The organism is Streptomyces sparsogenes subsp. cuspidosporus (assembly GCF_039532705.1).
GTDB lineage: Bacteria > Actinomycetota > Actinomycetes > Streptomycetales > Streptomycetaceae > Streptomyces > Streptomyces sparsogenes.
On the sequence record NZ_BAAASD010000074.1, the window covers coordinates 1 to 24,288 of the forward strand.

Genomic DNA, 24,288 nt, shown 5'->3' on the forward strand with positions numbered 1-24,288 from the left:
CGCCGACCCGGCCCCGCGCCGCCGGCCCGGCCCCGCGCCGCCGGCCCGGCCCCGCGCCCGCCGACCCCACGCCGCCGCCCCAGCGTTGCCGCCCCTTTGCGCCGCCGCCCCCGCCGCCCCGAAAAACAACACCCCCGTCCCCGTCCCCCCGCTCAGGCGGGGTCCGTGACCGCCAAGCGCTCGGGCGCGGGCAGGTACGGAGTGGTCGACGGGAGGCCCAGGTCCGAGGGCAGGATCGCGCCCCGCCAGGCGTCCCGCCGGGTCCCGTGGTGCACGATCCGCGCCCGGTCGATCCCCTCCATCCGGAACCCCGCCGCCAGGGCCACCGCCCGCGACCCCTCGTTGCCGACCTGCGCGCACCACTCCAGCCGTTCCACGCCCAGCGCGGTGAAGGCCCACTCGACCACCGCACGCGCCGCCTCGCCGGTGTACCCGCGCCGCCGGTGCTCCGGGGCCGTCCAGTAGCCCAGCTCCGCCTGGTGCTCCTCGGTGCGCAGCCGGGCCAGCTGCACCAGGGCCATGGAGCCGACGAGGGCGCCGCCGTCCCGGGTGACCACGGCGAAGCGGTAGCTGATGTCGTCCCGCCACTCCTCCGGGCAGACGCGCCCCACGAATTCCTCGGCGTGGGCGCGCTCGTACGGGGAGGGCACGGGGGTCCAGCGGCGGATGTCCGGGTCCTGACAAGCGGCGTGGACCGCGTCGGCGTCGCGGGGCTCGAAGGGGCGCAGCAGCAGACGCTCGGTGGTGAGGGTGACAGGTTCCATGGCCCGAGTCTGGGGCGCCGCCGGGAGGGCCGCGAGCGGTTTCGCCGGTTCAGGGGCACCTGGCGGCCGCCTCATACGTTGACACGGAGAGGTGACACCGGCTCCTCGTAGTGACGGACCTCCCGGCGTGGTGGGGTCCTGTCTTACGATGGCCGTTGCGGCGGGGCCGGTGCCCCTTGATAATGCCGCGCCAGCGCACCCGACCGTGCCAGGCCCGACCGGCGAGGAGTCAGCCTACGTGTCCGTCTTCAACAAGCTCATGCGTGCAGGCGAAGGAAAGATCCTGCGCAAGCTGCACCGCATCGCGGACCAGGTCAATTCCATCGAAGAGGACTTCGTCAACCTCTCCGACGCCGAGCTCCGTGCCCTCACCGAGGAGTACAAGGAGCGGTACGCCGACGGAGAGAGTCTGGACGACCTCATGCCCGAGGCGTTCGCGACGGTCCGCGAGGCGGCCAAGCGGGTGCTCGGCCAGCGCCACTACGACGTCCAGCTGATGGGCGGCGCGGCGCTGCACCTGGGGTACGTGGCCGAGATGCGCACCGGTGAGGGCAAGACCCTCGTCGGCACGCTCCCCGCGTATCTGAACGCGCTGTCGGGCAAGGGCGTCCACCTGATCACGGTCAACGACTACCTGGCCGAGCGCGACTCGGAGTGGATGGGCCGGGTCCACAAGTTCCTCGGTCTGTCGGTCGGCTGCATCCTGGCGAACATGACGCCCGCGCAGCGCCGTGAGCAGTACGCGTGCGACATCACGTACGGCACCAACAACGAGTTCGGCTTCGACTACCTGCGCGACAACATGGCGTGGTCGCAGGACGAGCTGGTGCAGCGCGGCCACAACTTCGCCATCGTCGACGAGGTCGACTCCATCCTCGTCGACGAGGCCCGCACGCCGCTGATCATCTCCGGCCCGGCCGACCAGGCCACCAAGTGGTACGGCGACTTCGCGAAGCTGGTCACTCGCCTGACCAGGGGCGAGGCGGCCAATCCGCAGAAGGGCGTGGAGGAGACCGGGGACTACGAGGTCGACGAGAAGAAGCGGACCGTCGCCATCCATGAGTCGGGTGTCACGAAGGTCGAGGACTGGCTGGGGATCGACAATCTGTACGAGTCGGTCAACACGCCGCTGGTCGGCTATCTGAACAACGCGATCAAGGCCAAGGAGCTCTTCAAGAAGGACAAGGACTACGTCGTCATGGACGGCGAAGTCATGATCGTCGACGAGCACACCGGCCGTATCCTCGCCGGCCGCCGCTACAACGAGGGCATGCACCAGGCGATCGAGGCGAAGGAAGGGGTGGAGATCAAGGACGAGAACCAGACCCTCGCCACCATCACCCTTCAGAACTTCTTCCGCCTCTACGACAAGCTCTCCGGCATGACCGGTACGGCGATGACCGAGGCCGCCGAGTTCCACCAGATCTACAAGCTCGGCGTGGTCCCGATCCCCACCCACCGCCCGGTGGCCCGCATCGACCAGTCCGACCTGATCTACCGCACCGAGGTCGCGAAGTTCGAGGCGGTCGTCGAGGACATCGTCGAGAAGCACGAGAAGGGCCAGCCGGTCCTGGTCGGCACCACCTCCGTGGAGAAGTCCGAGTACCTCTCCCAGCAGCTCGCCAAGCGCGGCGTGCCCCACGAGGTGCTCAACGCGAAGCAGCACGACCGTGAGGCGACGATCGTCGCCCAGGCCGGCCGCAAGGGCGCCGTCACGGTCGCCACGAACATGGCCGGCCGCGGTACCGACATCAAGCTCGGCGGCAACCCCGACGACCTCGCCGAGGCGGAGCTGCGCCAGCGCGGCCTCGACCCGGTCGAGCACGCCGAGGAGTGGGCGGCCGCGCTGCCCGCCGCGCTGGAGAAGGCCGAGGCCGCGGTCAAGGCCGAGTTCGAGGAGGTCAAGGAGCTCGGCGGGCTGTATGTGCTGGGCACCGAGCGCCACGAGTCGCGCCGCATCGACAACCAGCTCCGCGGCCGCTCCGGCCGCCAGGGCGATCCCGGCGAGTCCCGCTTCTACCTCTCGCTCGGCGACGACCTGATGCGGCTCTTCAAGGCGCAGATGGTCGAGCGCGTCATGGCCATGGCCAACGTGCCCGACGACGTCCCGATCGAGAACAAGATGGTCACCCGCGCGATCGCCTCCGCGCAGTCGCAGGTCGAGCAGCAGAACTTCGAGACCCGTAAGAACGTCCTGAAGTACGACGAGGTGCTCAACCGGCAGCGCGAGGTCATCTACGGCGAGCGCCGCCGCGTTCTGGAGGGCGAGGACCTGCACGAGCAGGTGCGCCACTTCATGGACGACACCATCGAGGCCTACGTCCGGGAGGAGACCTCCGAGGGCTTCGCCGAGGAGTGGGACCTGGACCGGCTGTGGGGCGCCTTCAAGCAGCTCTACCCGGTGAAGGTCACCATCGAGGAGTTGGAGGAGGCCGTCGGCGAGCGCGCCGGGCTGACCGCCGAGTTCATCCTCGATGCCATCAAGGACGACATCCACGAGCAGTACGACGCGCGTGAGGAGCAGCTGGGCTCCGAGATCATGCGTGAGCTGGAGCGGCGCGTGGTGCTGTCCGTCCTGGACCGCAAGTGGCGCGAGCACCTCTACGAGATGGACTACCTCCAGGAGGGCATCGGCCTGCGCGCCATGGCCCAGAAGGACCCGCTGGTCGAGTACCAGCGCGAGGGCTTCGACATGTTCCAGGCGATGATGGACGGCATCAAGGAGGAGTCCGTCGGCTATCTGTTCAACCTGGAGGTCCAGGTCGAGCAGCAGGTCGAGGAGGTCCCGGTCGAGGAGGGCGAGAAGGAGGCCGTGGCCGCCGCCGACGGCGGGCAGGACGCGGTCCCCGCGGCCGTCTCCGCCAACGGCCGCCCCGAGATCCACGCCAAGGGCCTGGAGGCCCCGCAGCGCCCCGACCGGCTGCACTTCTCCGCCCCCACGGTGGACGGCGAGGGCGGCATCGTCGAAGGCGACTTCACCAACGGCGACACGCCCCCCGCCCCCCGCTCCGAGTCGGATGGCATGACCCGCGCCGAGCGCCGCAAGGCGAACAAGGGCGGCCGCCGCCGCAAGAAGTAACCCAGCCGGTCCCGGCCCGGCTCGCCCGGGCTGGGACCGACCACGTACGGGCCGGGCCCGCGTCGGAAGGCGCGGGGCCCGGCCCGTCGCCGTGTGCGCCCCACGTTGCAAGGCGCGGGGCCCGGCCCGTCGCCGTGTGCGCCCCGGTGCGGCCGCGCCCCGCCCCGCCGCGTGGTGCGGCCCTGTGGCGGTCGGCAGGCCGCCACAGGGCCTCTTTGAGGGCCCATGAGGGGCGGTCGGGGCCCCGGGAGCCCACCAGGGGAGCCCCCGGCGGAGTGCGGGTGCCAGGGGCGTCTCGGTGGGGCCCGGTCATAAGACTGCGGCCGGGGAGCTACGTGGTCGGGCCGATGTCGAAGGCGGCGCAGCGCCAGCGGGTGTCGGGGCCGAGTTCCAGGCGGAAGGCGAGGGCCCGCAGGCGGTCGCCGTAGGCGATGCGGGCGAAGGCCTCGATGGCTCCCTGGCGTGGCTGGTACTCGTCGCAGCGCCGTACGACGGGGGCAGCGGCCCGGCCTCCGGTGGGGCGCAGGGGTGCCAGGGGCGCGAGTTCGATCAGCCGGTCGTACGCGGCCGGGAGGGCGTGGCCGAGCAGGGTGTGGACGGGACGCCGGCCGCTCAGGGTGAGCAGCAGCTGGTTGGCGAACCAGTAGCGGGGCAGCCGCTCGAGCTCCCTGCGCCGGGCGGCGGCGGCCGCCGTACGGGACACCGGTCCGGGACCCGCCGGGCGCCGGGAGTCACGGCGCCGCGGCGGCCCGCTCCGGGCCGGGGCGCCCGTCACCGTGCCCCGGCGTGGCGCGGGGGCGCCGGGGCGTGTGCCCCGGCCGCTCGCGCTCGCCGCCGTGCGGCGCGTCGCGTCGCCTTCCGTGGCGGCTCCGGTCGGGGCCGTCGTCGGGATGGTCCTGTCCATGCGCCTCGCCGCTCTCCCGGGCCCGGTGAAGATACCGGGCAGTAGCTTGGGTCGGCAGTCTTCTATCGACGCCTTTCCGCCACCGGCAAGGACCTCGCCCCGCCCGCGGCCCGCCCGTCGGGGTTCACCTATCCGGGTGAGCCGGGGGGCGGCCGGGGTCCGGAGGTGCCGCCACGGTCCGCGCGGCGGGACTCGGCCCTTCTGCCCGGCAGGTCGGCGCTGGAGGGGCGCTGGACGGGCGCTGGGCGGGCCAAGGCCGGCGGTCAGCCCGATGACCCCGATCGCCCCCGATGGGGGACCGCATGGGGCCGGCCCGTCCCGCGCTCGGGTCGCGCACGGGGCGGCCCGGGGACGGGGTGGCGAACGTATGCTGGCTGGCAACTGCAGGAACTTGAGGAAAGCGGCAGCCATGCGCGTCTACGTCCCCCTGACCCTCCCCGGTCTCGCCGAGGCGCACAAGGCGGGGGAACTGGGCCCGGCCCCGTTGACCGCCTACGGGGTCACTCCCGCGTTGCGCGAGTGGTACGTCTCCGACGACATCGAGGAGCTGGAGTACGCCGCGCTGAGCCGCGCCGCGCAGGCCTCCTTGCGGCAGCTCGCGGTCGACCGGCAGGCGCCCCGGCGGCGGGTCGTGGTGGCGGTGGACGTGCCGGACGGGGACGCGGTGGCGGACCCGGACCGCGGCCTCGACCACTCCTCGCTCGGGGAGGTGCGGATCGCGTTCCCCGTGCCGCTGGCCAAGGCCGCCGCGGTCCACGTCGACTCCGACGAGGCCGAGCGGGACATCGAGGCCGCGGCCGAGGCGCTGGGCGCGGCGGACGTCGGGGACGACGACGCGCAGTTCACGGTGGACGGCGCGGAGGACCACGAGCTGCTCTGGTACGACGCCCAGGAGATCCCCTACCTCGTCGAGTGAGCAGCCTCGTCGAGTGAGCCTTCTCGTCGAGTGAGCCCTGTCGCCTGGCCCCGTCGCCTGGCCCCCTCGGGTGATCCCGGCGAATCTCATCATGTCGGACCCGTTCGGTACGGTCGTCGAATGGGGAAGAAAGTGACGCACATCGTCTGGGACTGGAACGGCACCCTTTTTCACGACAACGACGTCGTGATCTCGGCGACGAACGCCTCGTTCGCCGAGATCGGCCTGCCCCCTATCACCCTGGAGCGCTACCGAGAGCTGTACTGCGTCCCGGTCCCGCGCTTCTACGAGCGCCTGATGGGGCGGCTGCCGACGGACGCCGAGTGGCGGGCGATGGACGAGGCGTTCCACCGGCACTACTGGGTCATGGCCGAGAGCGCCGGTCTGGCGCTGGGGGCCGAGCGGCTGCTCGCCGACTGGCAGGCCGCCGGGCTCACCCAGTCGCTGTGCTCCCTGGCCGAGCACCGGCGGCTGATCCCCCTGGTGCGCACCCACGGCATCGAGTCGCGCTTCGTCCGCGTGGACGGGCGTACGGGGCAGAGCGACACGGGCAAGGCGGAGCAGATGGTGCGGCATGTGGCCGCCCTGGAGGGCGTGACGCCGGATCGCATCGTGGTGATCGGGGACGCGCTGGACGACGCCGTCGCGGCGCGCCACGCGGGCGCCCGCGCGGTGCTCTACACGGGGGGCTCGCACAGCCGGGCCAGCCTGCTGGCGGCGGGGGTGCCGGTCGTGGACACCCTGGAGGAGGCCGTCACCGAGGCCGGGCAGCTGGTCGACTGACCCGGCCGCCCCGGCCGCCCCGGCCGCCCCGGCCGCCCCGACCGACCGGGGCGACGGCCCGTACGCCCGCTCAGGCGACAGTCGCTCAGCCCAGCCGCGCTCAGGCGACAGGCGCTCAGCCCAGCCGCGCTCAGCCCTGCGGCGCCTTCGCCCGCAGCACCGCCAGGAACGCCCGCAGCCACGCCGGATGGTCCGGCCAGGCCCGCGAGGACACCAGCGTGCCGTCGACCACCACCTCCGCGTCCTGGAAGGTCGCCCCCGCCGCCTGCATGTCGAGCTCAAGCGCGGGGTAGGCGGTCACCCGGCGGCCCGTGAGCGCGCCGACCGCCGCCGTCAGCAGGGGGCCGTGGCAGATCTGGGCCACCGGCTTGTCGGCGTCGAAGAAGGACTTGAGGATCTTGCGCAGCTCGGGATCGTTGCGCAAGTATTCGGGGGCGCGTCCGCCGGGGATCACCAGTCCGGCGTACTGACCCGGTTCGACCTCGGAGAAGGCGAGGTCGGCGGACCAGGTGTAGCCGGGCTTCTCGGTGTAGGTGTCGAAGCCCTCCTCGAAGTCGTGCACCACGAACCGCAGCGTCTTGCGGGCCGGGGCCGCCACATGCACCTCGTAGCCCTCCTCGCGCAGCCGCTGGAGCGGATAGAGCACCTCCAGGGACTCCGCCGCGTCGCCGGTCACGAGCAGGATCTTCGCCGCCATGCCGCCCACCTCCACACCAGGACACCCTGTACCACCTGCGTCGCTGTCCATTACGTCAAACTTCGGGCCCCGGTTTTGTACACGAACGGCTCATGACGGCCCCCTGGGGTGGGGCGATAGCCTTACTGCGTGATCAGCGCGATAGGCCGTGGGGGCGACGAGGCCCCCGCACCGATCCCGGACTTCCCCCGGGCTCGGGCCGCCGCTGACCGGTGCCGCCTGGGGCCTTGGTCACTTTCGGCCGAGTTCTCCCCGGCCATCCCCCGCACGGGCATATCGTCGTCCCAGACCGGATATCCCGCGTCGCGACGTCATGCCACCGCTATCGATGTCACGCAACGGCGCGCGACAGGAGCCAGAGGACATGCAGACCAAGCTGGACGAAGCCAAGGCCGAGCTGCTCACACGGGCCGCCCGGGTAGCTGAGAACAGTCCTGCCGGGGGACAGCAACCGGTACAGGGACCAGGCCCCGAGACCCTGACCGCCTACCTTCAGCACTACTACCAGCACACGCCGCCGGAAGATCTCGCGGGCCGCGACCCGGTGGACGTCTTCGGCGCGGCCCTCTCCCACTACCGCCTGGCCGAGTCGCGCCCGCAGGGCACCGCGAACGTCCGGGTGCACACCCCGACCGTCGAGGAGCACGGCTGGACCTGCAGCCACTCCGTGGTCGAGGTGGTCACCGACGACATGCCGTTCCTGGTCGACTCGGTCACCAACGAGCTGACCCGTCAGGGCCGCGGCATCCACGTGGTCATCCACCCGCAGGTGCTGGTCCGCCGCGACATCACCGGCAAGCTGATCGAGGTGCTGGACGTCTCCCCGGAGGGCCGGCCCGCGAAGCTGCCGCACGACGCCGTCGTCGAGTCCTGGATCCACGTCGAGATCGACCGCGAGACCGACCGCGGCGACCTCAAGCAGATCACCGCCGATCTGCTGCGCGTGCTCTCCGACGTCCGGGAGGCCGTCGAGGACTGGGAGAAGATGCGTGAGGCGGCGCTGCGCATGGCCGAGGGCCTGGCCGAGGAGCCCACGGCGAGCGAGGTGCGCCCCGAGGAGATCGAGGAGGCCCGCGAGCTGCTGCGCTGGCTGGCCGACGACCACTTCACCTTCATCGGCTACCGCGAGTACGAGCTGACGCAGGCGCCCGCCGAGTCCGGCGGCGAGGAGGACGTGCTGAGCGCCGTGCCGGGCACCGGCCTGGGCATCCTGCGCTCCGACCCGCACCACCGGGACACGGCCGAGAGCGCCCACGCGAGCCTGCCGGCGGCCGCCGCCGAGGGCGGCGACGGCCGCCCCGTCTCGCCGTCGTTCAACCGGCTGCCGGCCGACGCCCGCGCCAAGGCGCGCGAGCACAAGCTGCTGGTCCTCACCAAGGCCAACAGCCGCGCCACCGTCCACCGCCCCTCGTACCTGGACTACATCGGCGTCAAGAAGTTCGACGCCAAGGGCAATGTGATCGGCGAGCGGCGCTTCCTCGGGCTGTTCTCCTCCGCCGCGTACACCGAGTCCGTGCGCCGGGTGCCGGTGATCCGCCGCAAGGTGGAGGAGGTCCTGGAAGGCGCCGGGTTCCTGCCCAACAGCCATGACGGCCGGGACCTGCTGCAGATCCTGGAGACCTACCCGCGCGACGAGCTGTTCCAGACCCCGGTCGACCAGCTGCGGTCCATCGTGACCAGCGTGCTCTACCTCCAGGAGCGCCGCCGGCTGCGGCTGTTCCTGCGCCAGGACGAGTACGGGCGCTACTACTCCGCCCTGGTCTACCTGCCGCGCGACCGCTTCACCACCGAGGTCCGGCTGCGGCTGACCGACATCCTGCTGGAGGAGCTGAACGGCCGGGTGCCGGTCGACTTCACCGCGCTGCACACCGAGTCGGTGCTCTCCCGGCTGCACTTCGTGGTCCGCGTCCAGCCCGGCTCCGAGCTGCCGGACCTGACCGACGCCGACGTCGAGCGCATCGAGTCCCGGCTGGTGGACGCCGCCCGCTCCTGGGCCGACGGCTTCGCCGAGGCGCTGACCTCCGAGGTCGGCGAGGAGCGCGCCGCCGAGCTGCTGCGCCGCTACCAGCACGCCTTCCCCGAGGGCTACAAGGCCGACCACTCCCCGCGCGGCGCGGTCGCCGACCTGCAGCACCTGGAGCGGCTGAAGGACAGCGAGCAGTCCTTCGCGGTCAGCCTGTACGAGCCGGTGGGGGCGGCCCCCGCCGAGCGCCGCTTCAAGATCTACCGCGTCGGTGAGCAGGTCTCGCTGTCCGCGGTGCTGCCGGTGCTCACCCGGCTCGGCGTCGAGGTCGTCGACGAGCGTCCGTACGAGCTGCGCTGCTCGGACCGCACCAACGCCTGGATCTACGACTTCGGGCTCAGGCTGCCCCGCCACGACGGCGACGGCCTCGCCGACGACGCCCGCGAGCGCTTCCAGAACGCGTTCGCCGCGGTGTGGACCGGCCAGGCGGAGAACGACAACTTCAACGAGCTGGTGCTGGGCGCCGGGCTCACCTGGCGGCAGGCCATGGTGCTGCGCGCGTACGCCAAGTACCTGCGCCAGGCCGGGTCCACCTTCAGCCAGGCGTACATGGAGGACACCCTCCGTACGAACGTCCACACCACCCGGCTGCTGGTGAGCCTGTTCGAGGCCCGGATGTCGCCGGAGCGGCAGCGGGCCGGCACCGAGCTGACCGACGCGCTGCTGGAGGAGCTGGACGCGGCGCTGGACCAGGTGGCCTCGCTGGACGAGGACCGCATCCTGCGCTCCTTCCTCACCCTCATCAAGGCCACCCTGCGCACCAACCACTTCCAGAAGGACGAGGACGGCAGGCCGCACGAGTACCTGTCGATGAAGCTGGACCCGCAGGCCATCCCCGATCTGCCCGCGCCGCGCCCGGCGTACGAGATCTGGGTCTACTCCCCGCGGGTGGAGGGCGTGCACCTGCGCTTCGGCAAGGTCGCGCGCGGTGGTCTGCGCTGGTCCGACCGGCGTGAGGACTTCCGCACCGAGATCCTGGGCCTGGTCAAGGCGCAGATGGTGAAGAACACCGTCATCGTGCCGGTCGGCGCCAAGGGTGGCTTCGTCGGCAAGCGGCTGCCCGACCCGGCCGTCGACCGGGACGCCTGGCTGGCCGAGGGCATCGCCTGCTACAAGACCTTCATCTCGGGTCTGCTCGACATCACCGACAACATGGTCGGCGGCCAGGTCGAGCCGCCCAAGAACGTGGTCCGCCACGACGGCGACGACACCTACCTGGTGGTCGCCGCCGACAAGGGCACCGCGACCTTCTCCGACATCGCCAACGAGGTCGCCCAGTCCTACGGGTTCTGGCTCGGCGACGCCTTCGCCTCCGGCGGCTCCGCCGGCTACGACCACAAGGGCATGGGCATCACGGCCCGCGGCGCGTGGGAGTCCGTCAAGCGGCACTTCCGCGAGCTGGGCCACGACACCCAGACCGAGGACTTCACCGTGGTCGGCGTCGGCGACATGTCCGGCGACGTGTTCGGCAACGGCATGCTGCTCAGCGAGCACATCCGGCTGGTCGCGGCCTTCGACCACCGGCACATCTTCCTCGACCCCAACCCGGACAGCGCGGTCTCCTACGCCGAGCGCCGCCGCCTGTTCGAGCTGCCGCGCTCCTCGTGGGCCGACTACGACACCAGCCTGCTCTCCCAGGGCGGCGGGATCCACCCGCGCTCGGCCAAGGCGATCCCGATCACCCCGCAGGTGCGGGCCGCCCTCGGCATCGAGTCCAAGGTCGCCAAGATGACCCCGGCCGACCTGATGAGGGCCATCCTCAAGGCCCCGGTCGACCTGCTGTGGAACGGCGGCATCGGCACGTACGTCAAGTCGTCCACCGAGTCGCACGCCGACGTGGGCGACAAGGCGAACGACGCCATCCGGGTGGACGGCCAGGAGCTGCGGGTCAAGGTCGTCGGCGAGGGCGGCAACCTGGGCCTGACCCAGCTGGGCCGGATCGAGTTCGCCCTCAACGGCGGGCGGATCAACACCGACGCGATCGACAACAGCGCCGGTGTGGACACCTCCGACCACGAGGTGAACATCAAGATCCTGCTCAACGAGCTGGTCCGGGAAGGCGACATGACGGTCAAGCAGCGCAACAAGCTGCTGGCCGAGATGACCGACGAGGTCGGCGCGCTGGTGCTGCGCAACAACTACGCCCAGAACGTCGCGCTCGCCAACTCCGCCGCCCAGGCCACCAGCCTGCTCCACGCCCACCAGCGGGTGATGCGCCGCCTGGTGCGCGAGGGACGGCTCGACCGCGGGCTGGAGTTCCTGCCCAGCGACCGCCAGATCCGGGAGCGGCTGGCCGCCGGGCGCGGGCTGACCCAGCCCGAGCTGGCCGTGCTGCTCGCCTACGTCAAGATCACGGTGGCCGAGGAGCTGATCACCACCGGCCTGCCGGACGACCCGTACCTGCAGCGGCTGTTGCACGCGTACTTCCCGCAGGCCCTGCGGCAGAAGTTCCCCGAGCACATCGACAGCCACGCGCTGCGCCGGGAGATCATCACCACGGTGCTGGTCAACGACACGGTCAACTCCGCCGGTACGACCTTCCTGCACCGCATGCGGGAGGAGAGCGGCGCCTCCGTCGAAGAGGTGGTGCGCGCCCAGGCCGCGGCCCGCGCGATCTTCGAGCTGGGCGAGGTGTGGGACGAGGTCGAGTCCCTGGACAACGTGGTCGCCGCCGATGTCCAGACCCGGATGCGGCTGCACTCCCGGCGCCTGGTCGAGCGCGGCACCCGCTGGCTGCTCGGCAACCGCCCGCAGCCGCTGGAGCTCGCCGAGACCATCGAGTTCTTCAGCGAGCGGGTCGCGGCGGTCCGCGCCCAGCTGCCCAAGCTGCTGCGCGGCGCGGACGCGGAGTGGTACCAGAAGATCCACGACGAGCTGACGGCGGCGGGGGTGCCGGAGGACCTGGCCACCCGGGTGGCGGGCTTCTCCTCGGCCTTCCCGACGCTGGACATCGTCGCCATCGCCGACCGGGTGGGCAAGGACCCGCTGGCCGTCGCCGAGGTGTACTACGACCTCGCCGACCGGCTGCGGATCACCCAGCTGATGGACCGGATCATCGAACTGCCGCGCGCCGACCGGTGGCAGTCCATGGCCCGCGCGTCCATCCGCGAGGACCTGTACGCGGCGCACGCCGCCCTCACCTCCGACGTGCTGTCGGCGGGCGACGGCGGGGCCACGCCCGAGCAGCGCTTCAAGTCCTGGGAGGAGAAGAACGCGGCGATCCTGCAGCGGGCGCGCACCACGCTGGAGGAGATCCAGGGGTCGGAAACCTTCGACCTGGCGAACCTCTCCGTGGCCATGCGCACCATGCGCACGCTGCTGCGCACCCAGCGCTGAGCGGTGCCGGCCGGTGCCGAGTAGGGCCGGCCGGTACTGAGAAGCGCTGACCGGTAGCGCCGGCCGGTACTGAGTAGGGCCGGCCGGTACTGAGTACTGAGAAGCGTTGACCCATTTGCCGCGCCGCCCGGGGCCTGCCCCGGGCGGCGCGGCGCGCTTCCGCCGGGGTCAACGATCTTTTCACCCCTTCCCTCGCCTTATCGGGACGACTCGGACACATCACCCTATAGTGGGCAGACGATGAGCGCTCCAGTCCGGAGGTGTCCCATGCCCCGATTCAGCATCGTCATCGCCGCCTACCGAGTGCAGGGCTATCTGAGGAGCTGCCTGGACTCCGTGCTGACGCAGTCGTACGGCGACATCGAGGTCGTGGCGGTCGACGACTGCTCCCCGGACCACTGCGGCGCGATCATCGACGAGTACGCGGCGCGGGACGGCCGGGTGGTGCCCGTCCACCAGCCGGTCAACTCCGGCCCGGGCCGGGCCCGTAACGCCGGGGCCGACCGGGCCACCGGCGACTACCTGCTCTTCCTGGACGGCGACGACACCCTCGCCCCCGGCACCCTGGAGGGCCTCGCCGACCGGCTGGCGCTCACCGAGGACCCCGACATCCTCTACTTCAACCACGTCCGCACCTACTGGTGGGACCGCGCCGAACCCAGTCTGTTCGGCGGGCTGCTCTCCTCGGCCGGGACCGATGTCTTCTCGGTCCTGGAGCGCCCGGAATTCCTGCGGATATTCGCGATGTCGTCCAATCGCGTCTACAACCGCGCCTTCTACACCCGCCACGGGTTCGCGTTCACCGAGGGAATCTACGAGGACGCCCTGCTCTCGTACAAGACGATGCTCACGGCCGAACGAATAGCCTGCGTGGACCTGGTCGGCCTGGAATACCGTCAGCGCCGCGTCGGCGCCAGCACCGCGAGCCCCGGCGAGAAGCACTTCGTCATCTTCAAGCAGTACGCCCGCCTCTTCGAATTCCTCGAGGGCAAACCGCACCTGGAACCGCTGCGGCCGCTGCTCTTCGAGCGCGCCGTCTCCCACTTCCTGTTCTGCCTGGGCCGCCGCTCCCGGGTGGCGGCGGAGGACCGGCCGCGCTTCTTCGAGCGGGCCGCCCGCTGGTACCAGGAGCACGTACCCGACGGATTCACCCCGCCCGCCGACGCGCAGTGGCGCTTCGAGGCGCTGGCGCGCGGCAGTTACGTCCGCTACCGGGAGCACGAGCTGACGCTGCGGGCGGCGGCCGGGGCCCGCAAGCTCAAGCGGATGACCCGGCGGCCCCTGGCCGCACGGGCCAAGCGCAGCCTCTACCGGGTCCACCGGCGCCGGCCGGTCGACGCCGACCTGGCCGTGTACTCCGCGTACTGGGGGCGGGGAGTGCTGTGCAACCCGGCGGCCATCTACTACAAGGCCCGGGAGCTGGCGCCGCATGTGCACGGCGTGTGGGTGGTGAGGAAGGCCGCGGTCGACTCGCTCCCGGAAGGCGTCGACTACGTCATCTCCGGGACCCGGGACTTCTATTGGGCGATGGCCCGCGCGAAGTACCTCATCAACAACGTCAATTTCCCCAACGACGTCGTCAAACGGCCCGGCACCGTGCATCTGCAGACCTTCCACGGAACGCCGCTCAAGTGCATGGGCCTGGACCAGCAGCGCTATCCCGCCGCGGCGGCGGGAATGAGCTTCCGCAACCTCCTCAAGCGGGTCGACCGCTGGGACTACGCCCTCTCCTCCAACCGGCATTCGAGCGAGGTGTGGGAGCGGGTCTACCCCGCCTCGTACCGCCTGCTGGAGTACGGATATCCGCGCAACGACGTCTTCTTCTCGGCCTCCGCCGACGACATCCGGCGCATCCGCAAGGAGCTGGAGATCCCGGACGGCTGCCTCACGGTCCTCTACGCGCCCACGATCCGCGACTACCAGAAGGGCTTCACGCCCCGCCTGGACCTCGAACGCCTCAGCCGCGCCCTGGGCCCGGAGGCGGTGCTGCTGGTGCGGGCCCACTACTCGTACCAGCCGCAGGCCGGGCTGCGGCAGCTCCAGGAGGCGGGGCTGGCCCTCGACGTGTCGCGCCACCCGTCGGCGGAGGAGCTGTGCCTGGCCGCCGACGTGCTGGTCACGGACTACTCGTCGATCATGTTCGACTACGCCAACCTCGACCGGCCCATCGTCGTCTACGCCGACGACTGGGACGTCTACCAGGCCACCCGGGGCGTCTACTTCGACCTGCTCTCCGGCCGGCCGGGCGACACCCCCGGGCCCGTCGCCCGCACCGAGGACGAGCTGATCGCCGTCTTCCGCGAGGGCCGCTGGCGCGACGCCGAAGCGACCGCGCTGCGCGCCGCCTTCCGGGCCCGCTTCTGCCAGTTCGACGACGGGCGCGCGGCCGAGCGGGTGGTACGGACCCTCATGCTGGGCGAGAAGACCGTGGAGCCCCCTCAGCCGCCCGCCGCGTCCGCCGAGCCCGCTGCCCCCGCCGCGTCCGCCGAGCCCGCTGCGGCTGCTGAGTCCGCCGCGGCCGAGGCACCGTCCGCGTCGCAGCGCCATGACTTCCCCGTCAAGCGGGGTTTGATCAACGGCGTTCCGCCGCACGCGGCCCGGCCCACACCCCTGTCGCCCGACCACGACTGACCGCCCCTCCCGCGTCGGACCAGCGAACCCCCACGACCCTCGACCCGGAGCCCCCATGCCCCCTGCGCCCCCTCCCCGCGTCAGTGTGATCGTCCCCGCCTACAACGCGATGCCGGAGCTGACCCGAGCCATCACCTCCGCGATGGACCAGACGCTCGGCCTGGACCAGATCGAGATCATCGCGGTGAACGACGGCTCGACCGACGGCACCGGCGCGGAGCTGGAGCGCCTCGCGCACGGCTGCCCCGCGCTCCGCGTCGTCCACCAGGAGAACTCCGGATGCGCGGGCCGCCCCCGCAACACCGGCCTGGACCTCGCGCGCGGCGACTTCGCCTTCTTCCTCGACTCCGACGACTACCTGGGGCCGGACGCGCTGCGCCGCATGGTCGCCATGGCCGACGAGAACGGCACCGATGTCGTCCTCGGGAAGATCGCCTCGGTCGGCGGGCGCGCCGTCCCCCGCGCCGTCTTCAGCCACAACCAGCCGCGCACCGACGTCTTCTCGTCCGCCGCCTATCTGACCCTCGGCCCCTGGAAGCTGTTCCGCCGCTCCCTCATCGAGCGGCTGGGGCTGCGCTTCCCGCCGTACCGCAACTGCGAGGACAAGCCGTTCACCGTCGCCGCCTACCTCAACGCCTCCGGCATCTCCGTGGTCGCCGACTACGACTGCTACTACGTCCGCTACCGCGAGGACCGCAGCAACCTCACCCTCGTCGCCGGCGACCTCGTCCACCGCATGGACGGCATCGGCCTGTGCTTCGAGACCGTGGCCCGCTACCTGGAGCCCGGCCCGCGCCGCGACCGCCTCATGCGCCGCCACGTCGAGTGGGAGCTGTGCGGCCCGCTGCGCGGCCTGCTGTGGCGCGAGAGCGAGGAGGACGCGCGCGAGCGCTTCTACCCGCGCTTCCGGCACTGGGCGCGGACCTGGGCCACCGACGCGATCTGCCGGCAGATCGACGCGCCGGACCGGCTCCTGGTCCATCTGCTGCGCGCCGACCGCTTCGAGGACGTGATGACGGTCGCGCGCAACGCCAAGGAGGACGCGCGGCGCGGGCACGTCGTCGACAAGGGCCGCGTCTACTGGGCGCACCCCTTCTTCCGCGACTCGGCCGCCGCCGTCCCCGACGAGTGCTTCGACGTCACCGACCGGCTGCCGGTCCGGCACCGCCTCGAGGGCGCGCGGTGGCGCGAGGACGGCGTGCTGGAGCTGACCGGCCACGCCTACATCGAGCACGTCGCCGCCCTCCGGCCGGGCACCGAGCTGGTCCTGCGCCGCTACCAGTCCGACCGCCCCGAGGTCCGGCTGCCCACCACCCCCCGCCCGGCCCCCGGCCTGCCCGAGGACGGCAGGTACGAGATGGCGGGCTTCACGGCCGAGATCGACCCGGCCACCGCCGACGGCGGGGCGCCCCTGGAGCGCGGCCTGTGGAACATCTATCTGGACGTGCGCGCCCAAGGCGTCAGCCGCACCGTGCGGTTCGGCAACGACCGTGAGGGCGGCGAGGCCACACACCCCAGGCCCCGGCGCGTCGTGACGGGTCCGGAGGGGCGGGCCACCGTCGTCACGCCGTACTTCACCCCGTACGGCAATCTCTCCCTCGACGTCGGCCAGGTCGCCCACCACCTCGACGCGCCCTGCCAGGTCACCGGGGCCGCCTGGCGGCCCGGCAGGCGCGGTGTGCTGGTCGTCAGCGGGCGGCTGACCCGGGACGCGGCGGGGGGCGAGGGCGCCGGGCTGCGGCTGCGCGCCGAGAGCGGGGCGGGGGCGGTGCGGGAGGCGCGGGCGCGGTACGTGGCGCCGGCATCCGACACCCCGTCCGACACCCCGTCCGACACGCCATGCGACGGCGACACCCCGGACTTCACCGTCCGTCTGCCGGTCAGAAGGCTCTCGAAGGGCCTGTGGACGCTGACCCTGACCATGGACGGTGAGGAGGAGACCATGGACGGTGAGGAAGGTGACGGGGGCGGCGACCTCGATGCCCGCGCCGCGGTCGTGCCGCGCTTCGGCTCGCTGACCGGCACCCGTTGGCTCCGCTTCGGCCGCCCGTACTACGCCAAGCCGCTGGCCTGGGGGCCCGCCCCCGCGCTCGCCTTCGAGGTGGCGCCGGTCAAGGTCGCCACGGCCGTGCGGCGGCGACTGCGGCGGCTCCGTCCTTCGCGGCCCCGTTTCCGATCCGGTCTCCGCCTCGGTTCCCGACGCGGGAGGGGCGGGAGAGGTGCATCACCAGCGCGAGGTAGGGGGCGAGTGCCAGCAGGGTGAGCAGGCAGGCGCCGGTGGCGGCGGTGAGGCCCGCCACCACGCACCGCGCGTCCCCGGTGGCCAGCGTCCCGGTGAGGCCCAGCAGCGCGGTCAGCTCGTAGCCGAGCATCCGCTGCCCCGGCCAGTCGATGAGCGACCGCGGCGGCCGGGCCGCGATCGGGAAGCGGCGCCGCCGACGGATCATCGTGCGCATCGCGGAGTGCAGCGCCTGGCCGCCCAGCAGACACATGACCAGCGTGATCGCGGCGGTCAGCCCGGTGTGGCCCGCCAGGTCCAGCCGGGCGAGCAGCATCAGCAGGCCGACGCAGCGCAGTTCGAAGCGGAGGGTCTCGCCGATGTGCAGCCGGCTGAGCCGGTCCAGCAGCCCGGGCTCGGTGCGGTGCAGGAACAGGTCGCAGCCCACGCCGAGCAGCCCGGCGGCGGCGAACGCCCCGCCGGCGCCGTACAGGGCGGCGAAGGGGGTCGCCGCGAGACAGCAGGCCATCACGAGGAAGGCGGCGAGGCCGAGGGTGCTCCGTATGCCGAGGCGCTCCATGACGCGTATGCCCTTCGCTGTGGATCAGACGTACTTACGCAAACATTAGGTGAATGATCCTTTGAGTACCCTTTGTGTGACTCTGTGGGGGTAGGGGGTTACGGCATTCGGCGCGCGGCGGGGCGGCGGATCTCGTACACCGGGTAGGGCGAGGCCACTCCGTCTTCGGCGTGAAGGTCAGAGATGCCGAGGCAGGTGAATCCGGCTTTGGCCAGGACGCGGCCGGAGGCGAGGTTGGCGGGGTGGTGCTTGGCCGCCAGGCACTTCAGTCCGGTGTGGGCGAAGGCGAAATCGACAACTTGTTTCGCAGCCTGCGTGGCATAGCCGTTGCCCCAGCAGTCCTCACGGAGGATGTAGCTGAGGGTCCCGAGGCCTGGTTCCCGTACGCGGAGGGAGACCATGCCGATCACATCGCCGACGACCACGATACCGAAGTCCCAGCGCGGGCGAGGGATTGTCCGGGCCGATTCCAGGGCCTTGGCGACGCGGCGGCAGGCACCCTCGTCGGTCATCTCATACCCGTGGCCGTGGGTGAAGCGGACCGAAGCGCCACTGTAGATGCGCCGGATGGCCGGGGAGTCGCCCATGGCCAGCTCCCGCAGGGTCAGCATGCTCTGGCCAGCTCGGCGGCCGTGGGCCGGGCGCCGGGGTCAGCGTTCATGCAGGCTGTGATGAGCTGCTCGAACTCTGGAAAGACCCATGGCCGTACGTCTTCCAGGCGGAGTGTGCGCCCTTTGGCGATGGCGCGCAGCTTGCCCAGGCGGTCGAGATCGTCCTCGTAGGCCACCGGTCGATGTCCTGTCCAGCACCAGAACAGAGACGCGCCCAGGCCCCACATGTCTGCCGCGGGCTCTGCTTGGACGTGGGTGTCGTCGCTGGTGGACAGGATGGCGTCGGCGACCTCGGGGGCGGTCGTGTGGGTGAGGGCGCCCCGGTACGGAATGCGCTCGTCCTGGCCGGGCCCGCAGGCCAGCGCGTAGTCGATCACCTCGGCGGTGCCGCTGTCGGTCACGAGGGTGTTGGTGGGCTGCACATCCGCGTGGGCCCAATCAGCAGCATGCATCGCCGCGAGGCGCTGTGCCCAGGTTCGGGCGATACCGAGCAGCCAGGGCCGTACCGAGGGACGGATTTGTTCAGGCTCGCGGGCGATCCTGAAGGCCCGCCACAGGAACTCACCCTCGATCCACCGCACGGCCAGCCACCGCCCGTCCTCCCACGTACCGGACTCGATCCGGTACGCACGGTCGATGGCGTCGGCCTGGATCAGCTGCAAGAGATGACGGTTTTCCTGCCCGAGTTCCTCCGCCTTGTCCCGGGCGCCTTCGGATTCCGGAGCGTTGGCCTTCAGCGCCATGTGGCCCTTGGGGGTGGCGACCTTCCATGCCCGAGAGCCTCGCCGGTCACTGAGCAGGCATGCGCTGACCGGCCCGAACCGGTCTTCCAGGGCTTTCACTGCCTCGGCAGGAGGTGGTGCGCCCATTCCTTGATCTCCTTCCAGTCATGCGGAATGCCTTCGAACGCGTCTCGGCCGTCGTCGACGGCGACCGCCACGGCGGCAGCGAGATTCGGTGTCCGCTCCAGAAGTCGGGGATCGCGGGGCCGTACGGCGACCCGCACGGGGAGGAACGACACCGGGGGCGCCGGAATACGGCTGCCTGGGTCGACCTCGTCTCCAGCGCGGTGGCACGCGGTGTCGTCGTGCGCCGGGCCCGGATCGTGTCCGAGCCGGTCACCGACTGCATCCGCTACGAGCACGCGTCGGTCCCCGGGGAACTCGCGCAGTATCTGCAGACGTTCGAGCGGCTGCGCAGCATGGCTGTATACGGGGCGGAAGCGCGGGCGTTGATCCTGAAGGCCATCGAGGCCCTGCACTGACTGCGGGCGGGCCTGAATGTGCTCACAGCCGTTGCTGTGGGCAGGGCGCATTGTCGTGGTCAGAGGGTAGGAAACTCCTCGCGCTGGACGGCGGAGACGAACGATGACCACCCGTCCGCTGAGAAAACCAGTGCCGGACCGTTCGGGTCCTTGCTGTCACAGACGGGAACAACGCCGCGCGAGGCGACGAGGTTGGCGGCGACCTCTATACAGGCGCCGCCGTTGTTGCTGTACGAGGACTTGAACCAACGGGGGGATTCGGTCGTCACGGGGTGCCCTTTCGCAACTGGCTGATCATGGCCACAGACTGCGCTTGAGAGGGCGCTTCGGCCTGTAGCTGATGGTAGGCCGTCAGTAGGGGCACCACGGAGGTGCTTTCCCGTTCGAAATGGCCCCGCTGGGTGGACTCCGCGTACGACACGAGCGAACGGTCCGACATCGTCAGGATGTAGAGCGGCAGGTCGAACGGGCGGCGCGTGCCCATGTCGAACGGGGCGAGCTGGAGCACGGTGTTCGGCAGCTCGGCGAACTCGAGCAGCCGTGTGAACTGGGCGTCCATGACGGCGGGTTCGCCGATGGGTCGACGGACACAGCTTTCGTCCAGCACCACGAAGACCAGTGGCGGAGGCGTCCGGACGAGCGCGGCTTGCCGCTCCGCGACGAACGCCACCCGCTCCTGAGCCTGCTCGGCGGTGATCACTGGACCAAGGTCCTGCCCACACTCGCGGTCGGCATGGTGGTCTACGACCGGCGTTACGACATGCCCGCGACCATCGCCGACTTCGACGGGCCGATGGTGTGCCTCACCCGTCCCACCGGCCTCGCATGGCGGTCGCACTGTGCCTCGGTGCGCCCCGCTACGGCATACGAGCGGCGGCAGCTGCGGGCCCTCGCCCGGCTTCATGTCCAGCGACAACGAGGCACGGCTTCCGCATAGGCCTCAGAGCACTTCCCCGGATCGGATTCTCGCCCATGGCTCAGGGACCCTGGCACGCCGAATGGACGTTCATCACCACATCCGGCGTCACCACAGGAACAGTCGACGAGGCCCGGTACTTCGATCTCCGTACCGCCATCTTCAAAGCGGCCGACAAGTCGCTACCGGACCTGGCGCACAATGAAACCGCTGAGAGAGACGAGCCCTGGAAACTCCTCGTCAGAGCCCTGTACTCCGAAGCAATGCTTACGGCCGACGAGACCGGCACATGGCAATACCTGAGTCCGGACGGCTGGGCGAACGTCACAGTTCGCTTTTCGCCGTAAGGGATCCGGGTGGCCGCGCCAGTCCGGTTACCCCAATGCCGCTGACTTTGCGGTGAGTATGAGACGGCGACACGCCGACGTCACGGCGTGTCGCCGTCTCATATCCACCACAAACGCATCGCCGAGCGCCGTCGGCATCCGCTCACCGGTCCGTCAGCCGCGCGGCTCGGTGCGGGCATGCATGCTCGCGGACTACGGCCCCGGCGCGCGGCGGGCCAGGGCCGCCAGGGCGGCCGCGGCGGCGGCCCGCAGCCTCCCGGGGGCGGGGCGCGCCGGCCGGCGGCCCGGGGGCGGGTACGGGGCGTTCCAGCCGCCGGGGAAGGGGGAGCCGGCGGGGGTGAGGAGGTTCGTCGTCTCGTCGCAGGCCAGGATCGCGATCAGCCACCGTCGCACCGCCCGGTGGAAGCCGGGGGTCAGCGGTTCCGGGGCGAGCAGCCAGTCGCGGCACTGGCCGCTGACCGCGCGCCGGTAGCCGCGCTCGTCGTAGCGGCTCCAGGGCGCCTCGGGCGTGATGGGGTGCAGGCCGTATCCGAGTGCGACCAGCGGGGCCAGCGACCGGCGCAGCGCGTCGTGGTCGGCGCTGGGCAGCAGCTCGCAGACGATCCACGGGCGGTGGCGGTCGACGGTGCGCAGCGCGCCCTCCAGCACGGCCGCCTCGAAGGTCTCCACATCGATCTTGACGAGGTACGGGACGGCGCCCCGCTCCGCCGTGAAGGCGTCGACCGTGGTGACCGGGACCGGCACCGACCGGCTGTGTCTGCGGTGCGCGCTGTTCAGCGAGTTCGAGGACTCCGACTTCTCGGACAGATACAGCTCGGCGGTCCCGGGCGCCGAGGACACCGCGCTCTCCACCACCTCGTACGACAGCCGGTTGCACTCGCGGACGCGGCGGCACAGCCCGGCGATGTCCGGCGTCGGCTCGAACGCGTACGTCCGCAGCCTGCCGCGCCCGTAGACCGCGCTGATCAGCGCCGAGTACAGCCCGATGTGCGCCCCGATGTCGTACACCGAGCTGCCCGCCGGCGCCCGCTGGGCCAGGGCCAGCAGCGTGGCCTGGGTGGTCGGCTCGTAGCCCGCGAGACCGGCCCGGCGCAGCTGCCGCTGCACGGCCGTCTGCTTGCGGCTGAGGACGTTCAGCGCCCGCGGGTAGGGGCCCTCGGCCGCGATGACGTCGGGGTTCAGCGGGAGGGTGATGGCGAGGGGCATGGCTGGCGGGCCTCCTGGCGGGCGATGGCCCGCTCCAGCGGGCTGGGGACCGGGAAGTAGGCGTCGAGGAAGGGGCGGAGCAGGGCCAGCTGGTCCGCGAGATCCCGCTCGCACGAGACCGTGTCGTTGAGGCAGAACGCCTGGCAGTGCCGGGACCGCAGCAGCCGGGCCAGCCGGGCCGGGATGCCGGGCCGGGCCAGGTCGAAGTAGTCGTAGCGCAGCGGCGCGGGGACGGCCCGGCCGGTCAGGAAGGCGTAGTAGTGGTGGAGCGCGGAGGGCAGCGAGATGTCCGAGGTGCTGCGCACCCGGCTGGCCATGGTGGCGCGGTACGGGCCGGGGAACTCGCGTTCGATCTCAGCGAGGACGCTTCTGCGCAGTGCGTGCGGGGTGTGCTTCAGCTTCTGTGTCACCGTCGCCCCGAACCGCGCCTCCAGCAGGGCCCGGTTGTTCTTCCCGGCCGCCGAGACGGGGACGTCGCCGGGGTGGGTGGGGCCGAGCGGGATCAGCGCGCGGGAGAGGAAGAACTTCGTCATGCCGTTGGCCAGGAAGAAGTCCTGCGGGGTCACCGGCGAGCCGAGGAACACGTCGTCGTTGAAGTACAGGAAGTGCTCGGACAGCCCGTCGATGTGGTGCAGCCGGGTCTCGATGGCCTGGGAGTTGAAGGTGGGCAGGACCCTCGGGTCGTCGAAGATCTCGCGGTGGTCGACCACGGTGATCCCGGGGTGCGAGCCCACCAGCCACGGCGGCACCTGGTCGTCGGTCACCAGATAGATGTGGCGCACCCAGGGGGCGTACATGTGCAGGGAGCGCAGCGAGTAGCGCAGCTCGTCCCGGTTGGCGTAGCGGGCGTCGTTGGCCGCCTGCTCGTGGTACGGCCCGTCGGCGTCGCGGGCCGTCACCTCGGCGCGCCGCCTGCGCCACGCGGGGTCCGAGCCGTCCACCCAGGTGTAGACGACGTCGATGGGGAAGCGGATCTCGTCGGGGAGCCGGGTGGTGAACTCCGGGCGGGTGCGCACCAGCGCTGCCGGCTGCCAGCCCTCGGCCGGGGCCAGCCGGGTGAACAGGTGGCCCGGCGCGTGCACGGCCGCGCCGGCGGCGGGCACGGAGGCGGTGGTGCGGTTGGGGCGCGGCGCGATCAGCAGGTCCTCCTCCCCGGCCTCGGCCCGGCCCCGCTGCCAGAACTCGATGTCGCAGCCGTGCGCCACGCCCAGCACCAGGCCCGCGCCGGGGCCGGTGCCGGGGCCGGCGCCCGGGCTGGCGTGGAAGCGCGTGAAGCGGACGACGGGGGCGGTGGCCAGCCGCCGCCAGGCCTGGGGGGAGCCGCCGGGCCGGGGCACGGTCCCGGGGCGCTTGCCGCGCGCGGGCAGCGACACATAGCCCGCCTCCCGGGCGCACAGCTCGACGAGCGCCGCGACGACCCGCGACCGCTCCGCGGCGGGCACCCCGACGGCGGAGGAGACGTTTCCGTACGCGCGGACCACGAAGTGGTCGATCCCGGCGCGCTCCAGGGCCTCGCACACCAGCCGCAGGTTCTCCGCGCGCGCGTGCAGCGGGGTGGGCACCGGGGTGACCTGGGCGACCCGCAGGCCGTGCCGGTCGGCGACCACGATCCGGTCCGTCGCGATCAGCAGCCCCGCCCGGCGCAGCCGTCGCCGCCCCCACCGCAGCCGCAGCGCCCCGGACGCGGCGGAGAGGCGGCCCAGGCCCCGTAGCGCCGCCCGGCGCAGTCCGGTGCCGGTCACCGCGACCACGGCGCGGCGGACGGGCAGCGGGACCTTGCGCCGGTAGCCGCGCACCAGGGGCGGGGTGTCGGTGTGCCAGGGCAGCGGACGGGGGGCGGGCGGTGCGGTGCGGGGCATCCTGGGTCCTGGTCTTCCGGGCGCGGGGTGGCGGTCGGGCGAGGCGGCGGGGGCGGCCGGCGGTCGGGCGAGGCGGCGGGGGGCGGCGGAGGCGGGGCGAGGGGCGGCCGGGCGGGTCACGGGGGCGCCGGGGCCGGCGCCTGGGCCGCGGCAA

Annotated in this window: 15 protein-coding genes and 3 pseudogenes; 9 read left to right on the plus strand and 9 right to left on the minus strand. The window is 71.8% G+C overall.

All coding sequences use genetic code 11. From position 1 onward, the window contains the following. Positions 1–152 precede the first annotated feature (152 nt). On the minus strand, positions 153–764 hold the full coding sequence (locus ABFY07_RS40815; protein ID WP_346179315.1) for a GNAT family N-acetyltransferase: 612 nt from the start codon (positions 762–764) through the stop codon (positions 153–155). 238 nt (positions 765–1,002) lie between these two features. Here ABFY07_RS40815 and secA point away from each other — a divergent pair, with 238 nt between their 5' ends. Then, positions 1,003–3,843, plus strand: coding sequence for a preprotein translocase subunit SecA (secA, locus tag ABFY07_RS40820; RefSeq protein ID WP_346179316.1), 2,841 nt, complete (start codon positions 1,003–1,005; stop codon positions 3,841–3,843). 331 nt (positions 3,844–4,174) lie between these two features. Here the strand turns inward: secA and ABFY07_RS40825 are convergent, their stop codons facing one another. After that, positions 4,175–4,747, minus strand: coding sequence for an Rv3235 family protein (locus tag ABFY07_RS40825; protein ID WP_346179317.1), 573 nt, complete (start codon positions 4,745–4,747; stop codon positions 4,175–4,177). Positions 4,748–5,156: 409 nt separating this feature from the next. Here ABFY07_RS40825 and ABFY07_RS40830 point away from each other — a divergent pair, with 409 nt between their 5' ends. Further along, complete coding sequence (locus ABFY07_RS40830; RefSeq protein ID WP_346179318.1) at positions 5,157–5,663, plus strand: DUF6912 family protein; 507 nt, start codon at positions 5,157–5,159, stop codon at positions 5,661–5,663. Between the two features lie 120 nt (positions 5,664–5,783). After that, the gene (locus ABFY07_RS40835) at positions 5,784–6,446 is read left to right on the plus strand and encodes an HAD family hydrolase (protein WP_346179319.1); all 663 of its coding nucleotides are present in this window, start codon (positions 5,784–5,786) and stop codon (positions 6,444–6,446) included. Positions 6,447–6,576: 130 nt separating this feature from the next. On the opposite strand, the gene ABFY07_RS40840 is transcribed toward ABFY07_RS40835, so the two are convergent. Beyond that, on the minus strand, positions 6,577–7,143 hold the full coding sequence (locus ABFY07_RS40840) for a DJ-1/PfpI family protein (protein WP_346179320.1): 567 nt from the start codon (positions 7,141–7,143) through the stop codon (positions 6,577–6,579). Positions 7,144–7,507: 364 nt separating this feature from the next. Between ABFY07_RS40840 and ABFY07_RS40845 the strand changes: the two genes are divergently transcribed. The 3 genes from ABFY07_RS40845 (at position 7,508) to ABFY07_RS40855 (ending at position 17,396) form a co-directional block, all read left to right on the plus strand. Beyond that, the gene (locus ABFY07_RS40845; protein ID WP_346179321.1) at positions 7,508–12,502 is read left to right on the plus strand and encodes an NAD-glutamate dehydrogenase; all 4,995 of its coding nucleotides are present in this window, start codon (positions 7,508–7,510) and stop codon (positions 12,500–12,502) included. A 267-nt stretch (positions 12,503–12,769) separates the two neighbouring features. Then, entirely contained in the window at positions 12,770–15,133 is a 2,364-nt protein-coding gene (locus tag ABFY07_RS40850) for a bifunctional glycosyltransferase/CDP-glycerol:glycerophosphate glycerophosphotransferase (protein ID WP_346179322.1), read from the plus strand. A 55-nt stretch (positions 15,134–15,188) separates the two neighbouring features. Next, entirely contained in the window at positions 15,189–17,396 is a 2,208-nt protein-coding gene (locus ABFY07_RS40855; protein ID WP_346179323.1) for a glycosyltransferase family 2 protein, read from the plus strand. Positions 17,397–18,029: 633 nt separating this feature from the next. Here the strand turns inward: ABFY07_RS40855 and ABFY07_RS40860 are convergent. Both ABFY07_RS40860 and ABFY07_RS40865 read right to left on the minus strand, forming a co-directional pair. After that, a complete protein-coding gene (locus ABFY07_RS40860; RefSeq protein ID WP_346179324.1) occupies positions 18,030–18,542 on the minus strand; it encodes a GNAT family N-acetyltransferase in 513 nt (170 codons plus the stop codon). After that, on the minus strand, positions 18,536–19,411 hold the full coding sequence (locus ABFY07_RS40865) for a protein kinase domain-containing protein (RefSeq protein ID WP_346179325.1): 876 nt from the start codon (positions 19,409–19,411) through the stop codon (positions 18,536–18,538). The genes ABFY07_RS40860 and ABFY07_RS40865 overlap by 7 nt, the downstream gene beginning before the upstream one ends. 176 nt (positions 19,412–19,587) lie before the next feature. On the opposite strand from ABFY07_RS40865, the pseudogene ABFY07_RS40875 reads away from it, so the two are divergent. Both ABFY07_RS40875 and ABFY07_RS40880 read left to right on the plus strand, forming a co-directional pair. After that, positions 19,588–19,692, plus strand: a pseudogene (locus tag ABFY07_RS40875) (DUF6879 family protein); the annotation flags it as partial. Between the two features lie 3 nt (positions 19,693–19,695). Next, positions 19,696–19,806: pseudogene (locus ABFY07_RS40880) on the plus strand (transcriptional regulator); the annotation flags it as partial. Between the two features lie 59 nt (positions 19,807–19,865). Here ABFY07_RS40880 and ABFY07_RS40885 read toward each other — a convergent pair. Further along, entirely contained in the window at positions 19,866–20,075 is a 210-nt protein-coding gene (locus ABFY07_RS40885) for a DUF397 domain-containing protein (protein ID WP_346179326.1), read from the minus strand. After that, positions 20,072–20,503: pseudogene (locus tag ABFY07_RS40890) on the minus strand (DUF5753 domain-containing protein); the annotation flags it as partial. The gene ABFY07_RS40885 and the pseudogene ABFY07_RS40890, both read right to left, overlap by 4 nt. A gap of 275 nt (positions 20,504–20,778) precedes the next feature. Between ABFY07_RS40890 and ABFY07_RS40895 the strand changes: the two are divergent. Continuing rightward, complete coding sequence (locus tag ABFY07_RS40895) at positions 20,779–21,069, plus strand: hypothetical protein (RefSeq protein WP_346179327.1); 291 nt, start codon at positions 20,779–20,781, stop codon at positions 21,067–21,069. Between the two features lie 192 nt (positions 21,070–21,261). Here ABFY07_RS40895 and ABFY07_RS40900 read toward each other — a convergent pair whose 3' ends face one another. Then, a complete protein-coding gene (locus tag ABFY07_RS40900) occupies positions 21,262–22,275 on the minus strand; it encodes an FkbM family methyltransferase (protein WP_346179328.1) in 1,014 nt (337 codons plus the stop codon). Further along, positions 22,248–24,134, minus strand: coding sequence for a stealth family protein (locus ABFY07_RS40905; protein WP_346179329.1), 1,887 nt, complete (start codon positions 24,132–24,134; stop codon positions 22,248–22,250). The genes ABFY07_RS40900 and ABFY07_RS40905 overlap by 28 nt, the downstream gene beginning before the upstream one ends. Positions 24,135–24,288 lie beyond the last annotated feature (154 nt).

Coding starts and splice junctions, on each gene's coding strand:
- ABFY07_RS40865 (WP_346179325.1), bottom strand. CDS start 19,411: ATGGGCGCACCACCTCCTGCCGAGGCAGTGAAAGCCCTGGAAGACCGG.
- ABFY07_RS40895 (WP_346179327.1), top strand. CDS start 20,779: ATGGCTCAGGGACCCTGGCACGCCGAATGGACGTTCATCACCACATCC.
- ABFY07_RS40860 (WP_346179324.1), bottom strand. CDS start 18,542: ATGCTGACCCTGCGGGAGCTGGCCATGGGCGACTCCCCGGCCATCCGG.
- ABFY07_RS40825 (WP_346179317.1), bottom strand. CDS start 4,747: ATGGACAGGACCATCCCGACGACGGCCCCGACCGGAGCCGCCACGGAA.
- ABFY07_RS40850 (WP_346179322.1), top strand. CDS start 12,770: ATGCCCCGATTCAGCATCGTCATCGCCGCCTACCGAGTGCAGGGCTAT.
- ABFY07_RS40835 (WP_346179319.1), top strand. CDS start 5,784: ATGGGGAAGAAAGTGACGCACATCGTCTGGGACTGGAACGGCACCCTT.
- ABFY07_RS40905 (WP_346179329.1), bottom strand. CDS start 24,134: ATGCCCCGCACCGCACCGCCCGCCCCCCGTCCGCTGCCCTGGCACACC.
- ABFY07_RS40815 (WP_346179315.1), bottom strand. CDS start 764: ATGGAACCTGTCACCCTCACCACCGAGCGTCTGCTGCTGCGCCCCTTC.
- ABFY07_RS40830 (WP_346179318.1), top strand. CDS start 5,157: ATGCGCGTCTACGTCCCCCTGACCCTCCCCGGTCTCGCCGAGGCGCAC.
- ABFY07_RS40900 (WP_346179328.1), bottom strand. CDS start 22,275: ATGCCCCTCGCCATCACCCTCCCGCTGAACCCCGACGTCATCGCGGCC.
- ABFY07_RS40855 (WP_346179323.1), top strand. CDS start 15,189: ATGCCCCCTGCGCCCCCTCCCCGCGTCAGTGTGATCGTCCCCGCCTAC.
- ABFY07_RS40845 (WP_346179321.1), top strand. CDS start 7,508: ATGCAGACCAAGCTGGACGAAGCCAAGGCCGAGCTGCTCACACGGGCC.
- ABFY07_RS40840 (WP_346179320.1), bottom strand. CDS start 7,143: ATGGCGGCGAAGATCCTGCTCGTGACCGGCGACGCGGCGGAGTCCCTG.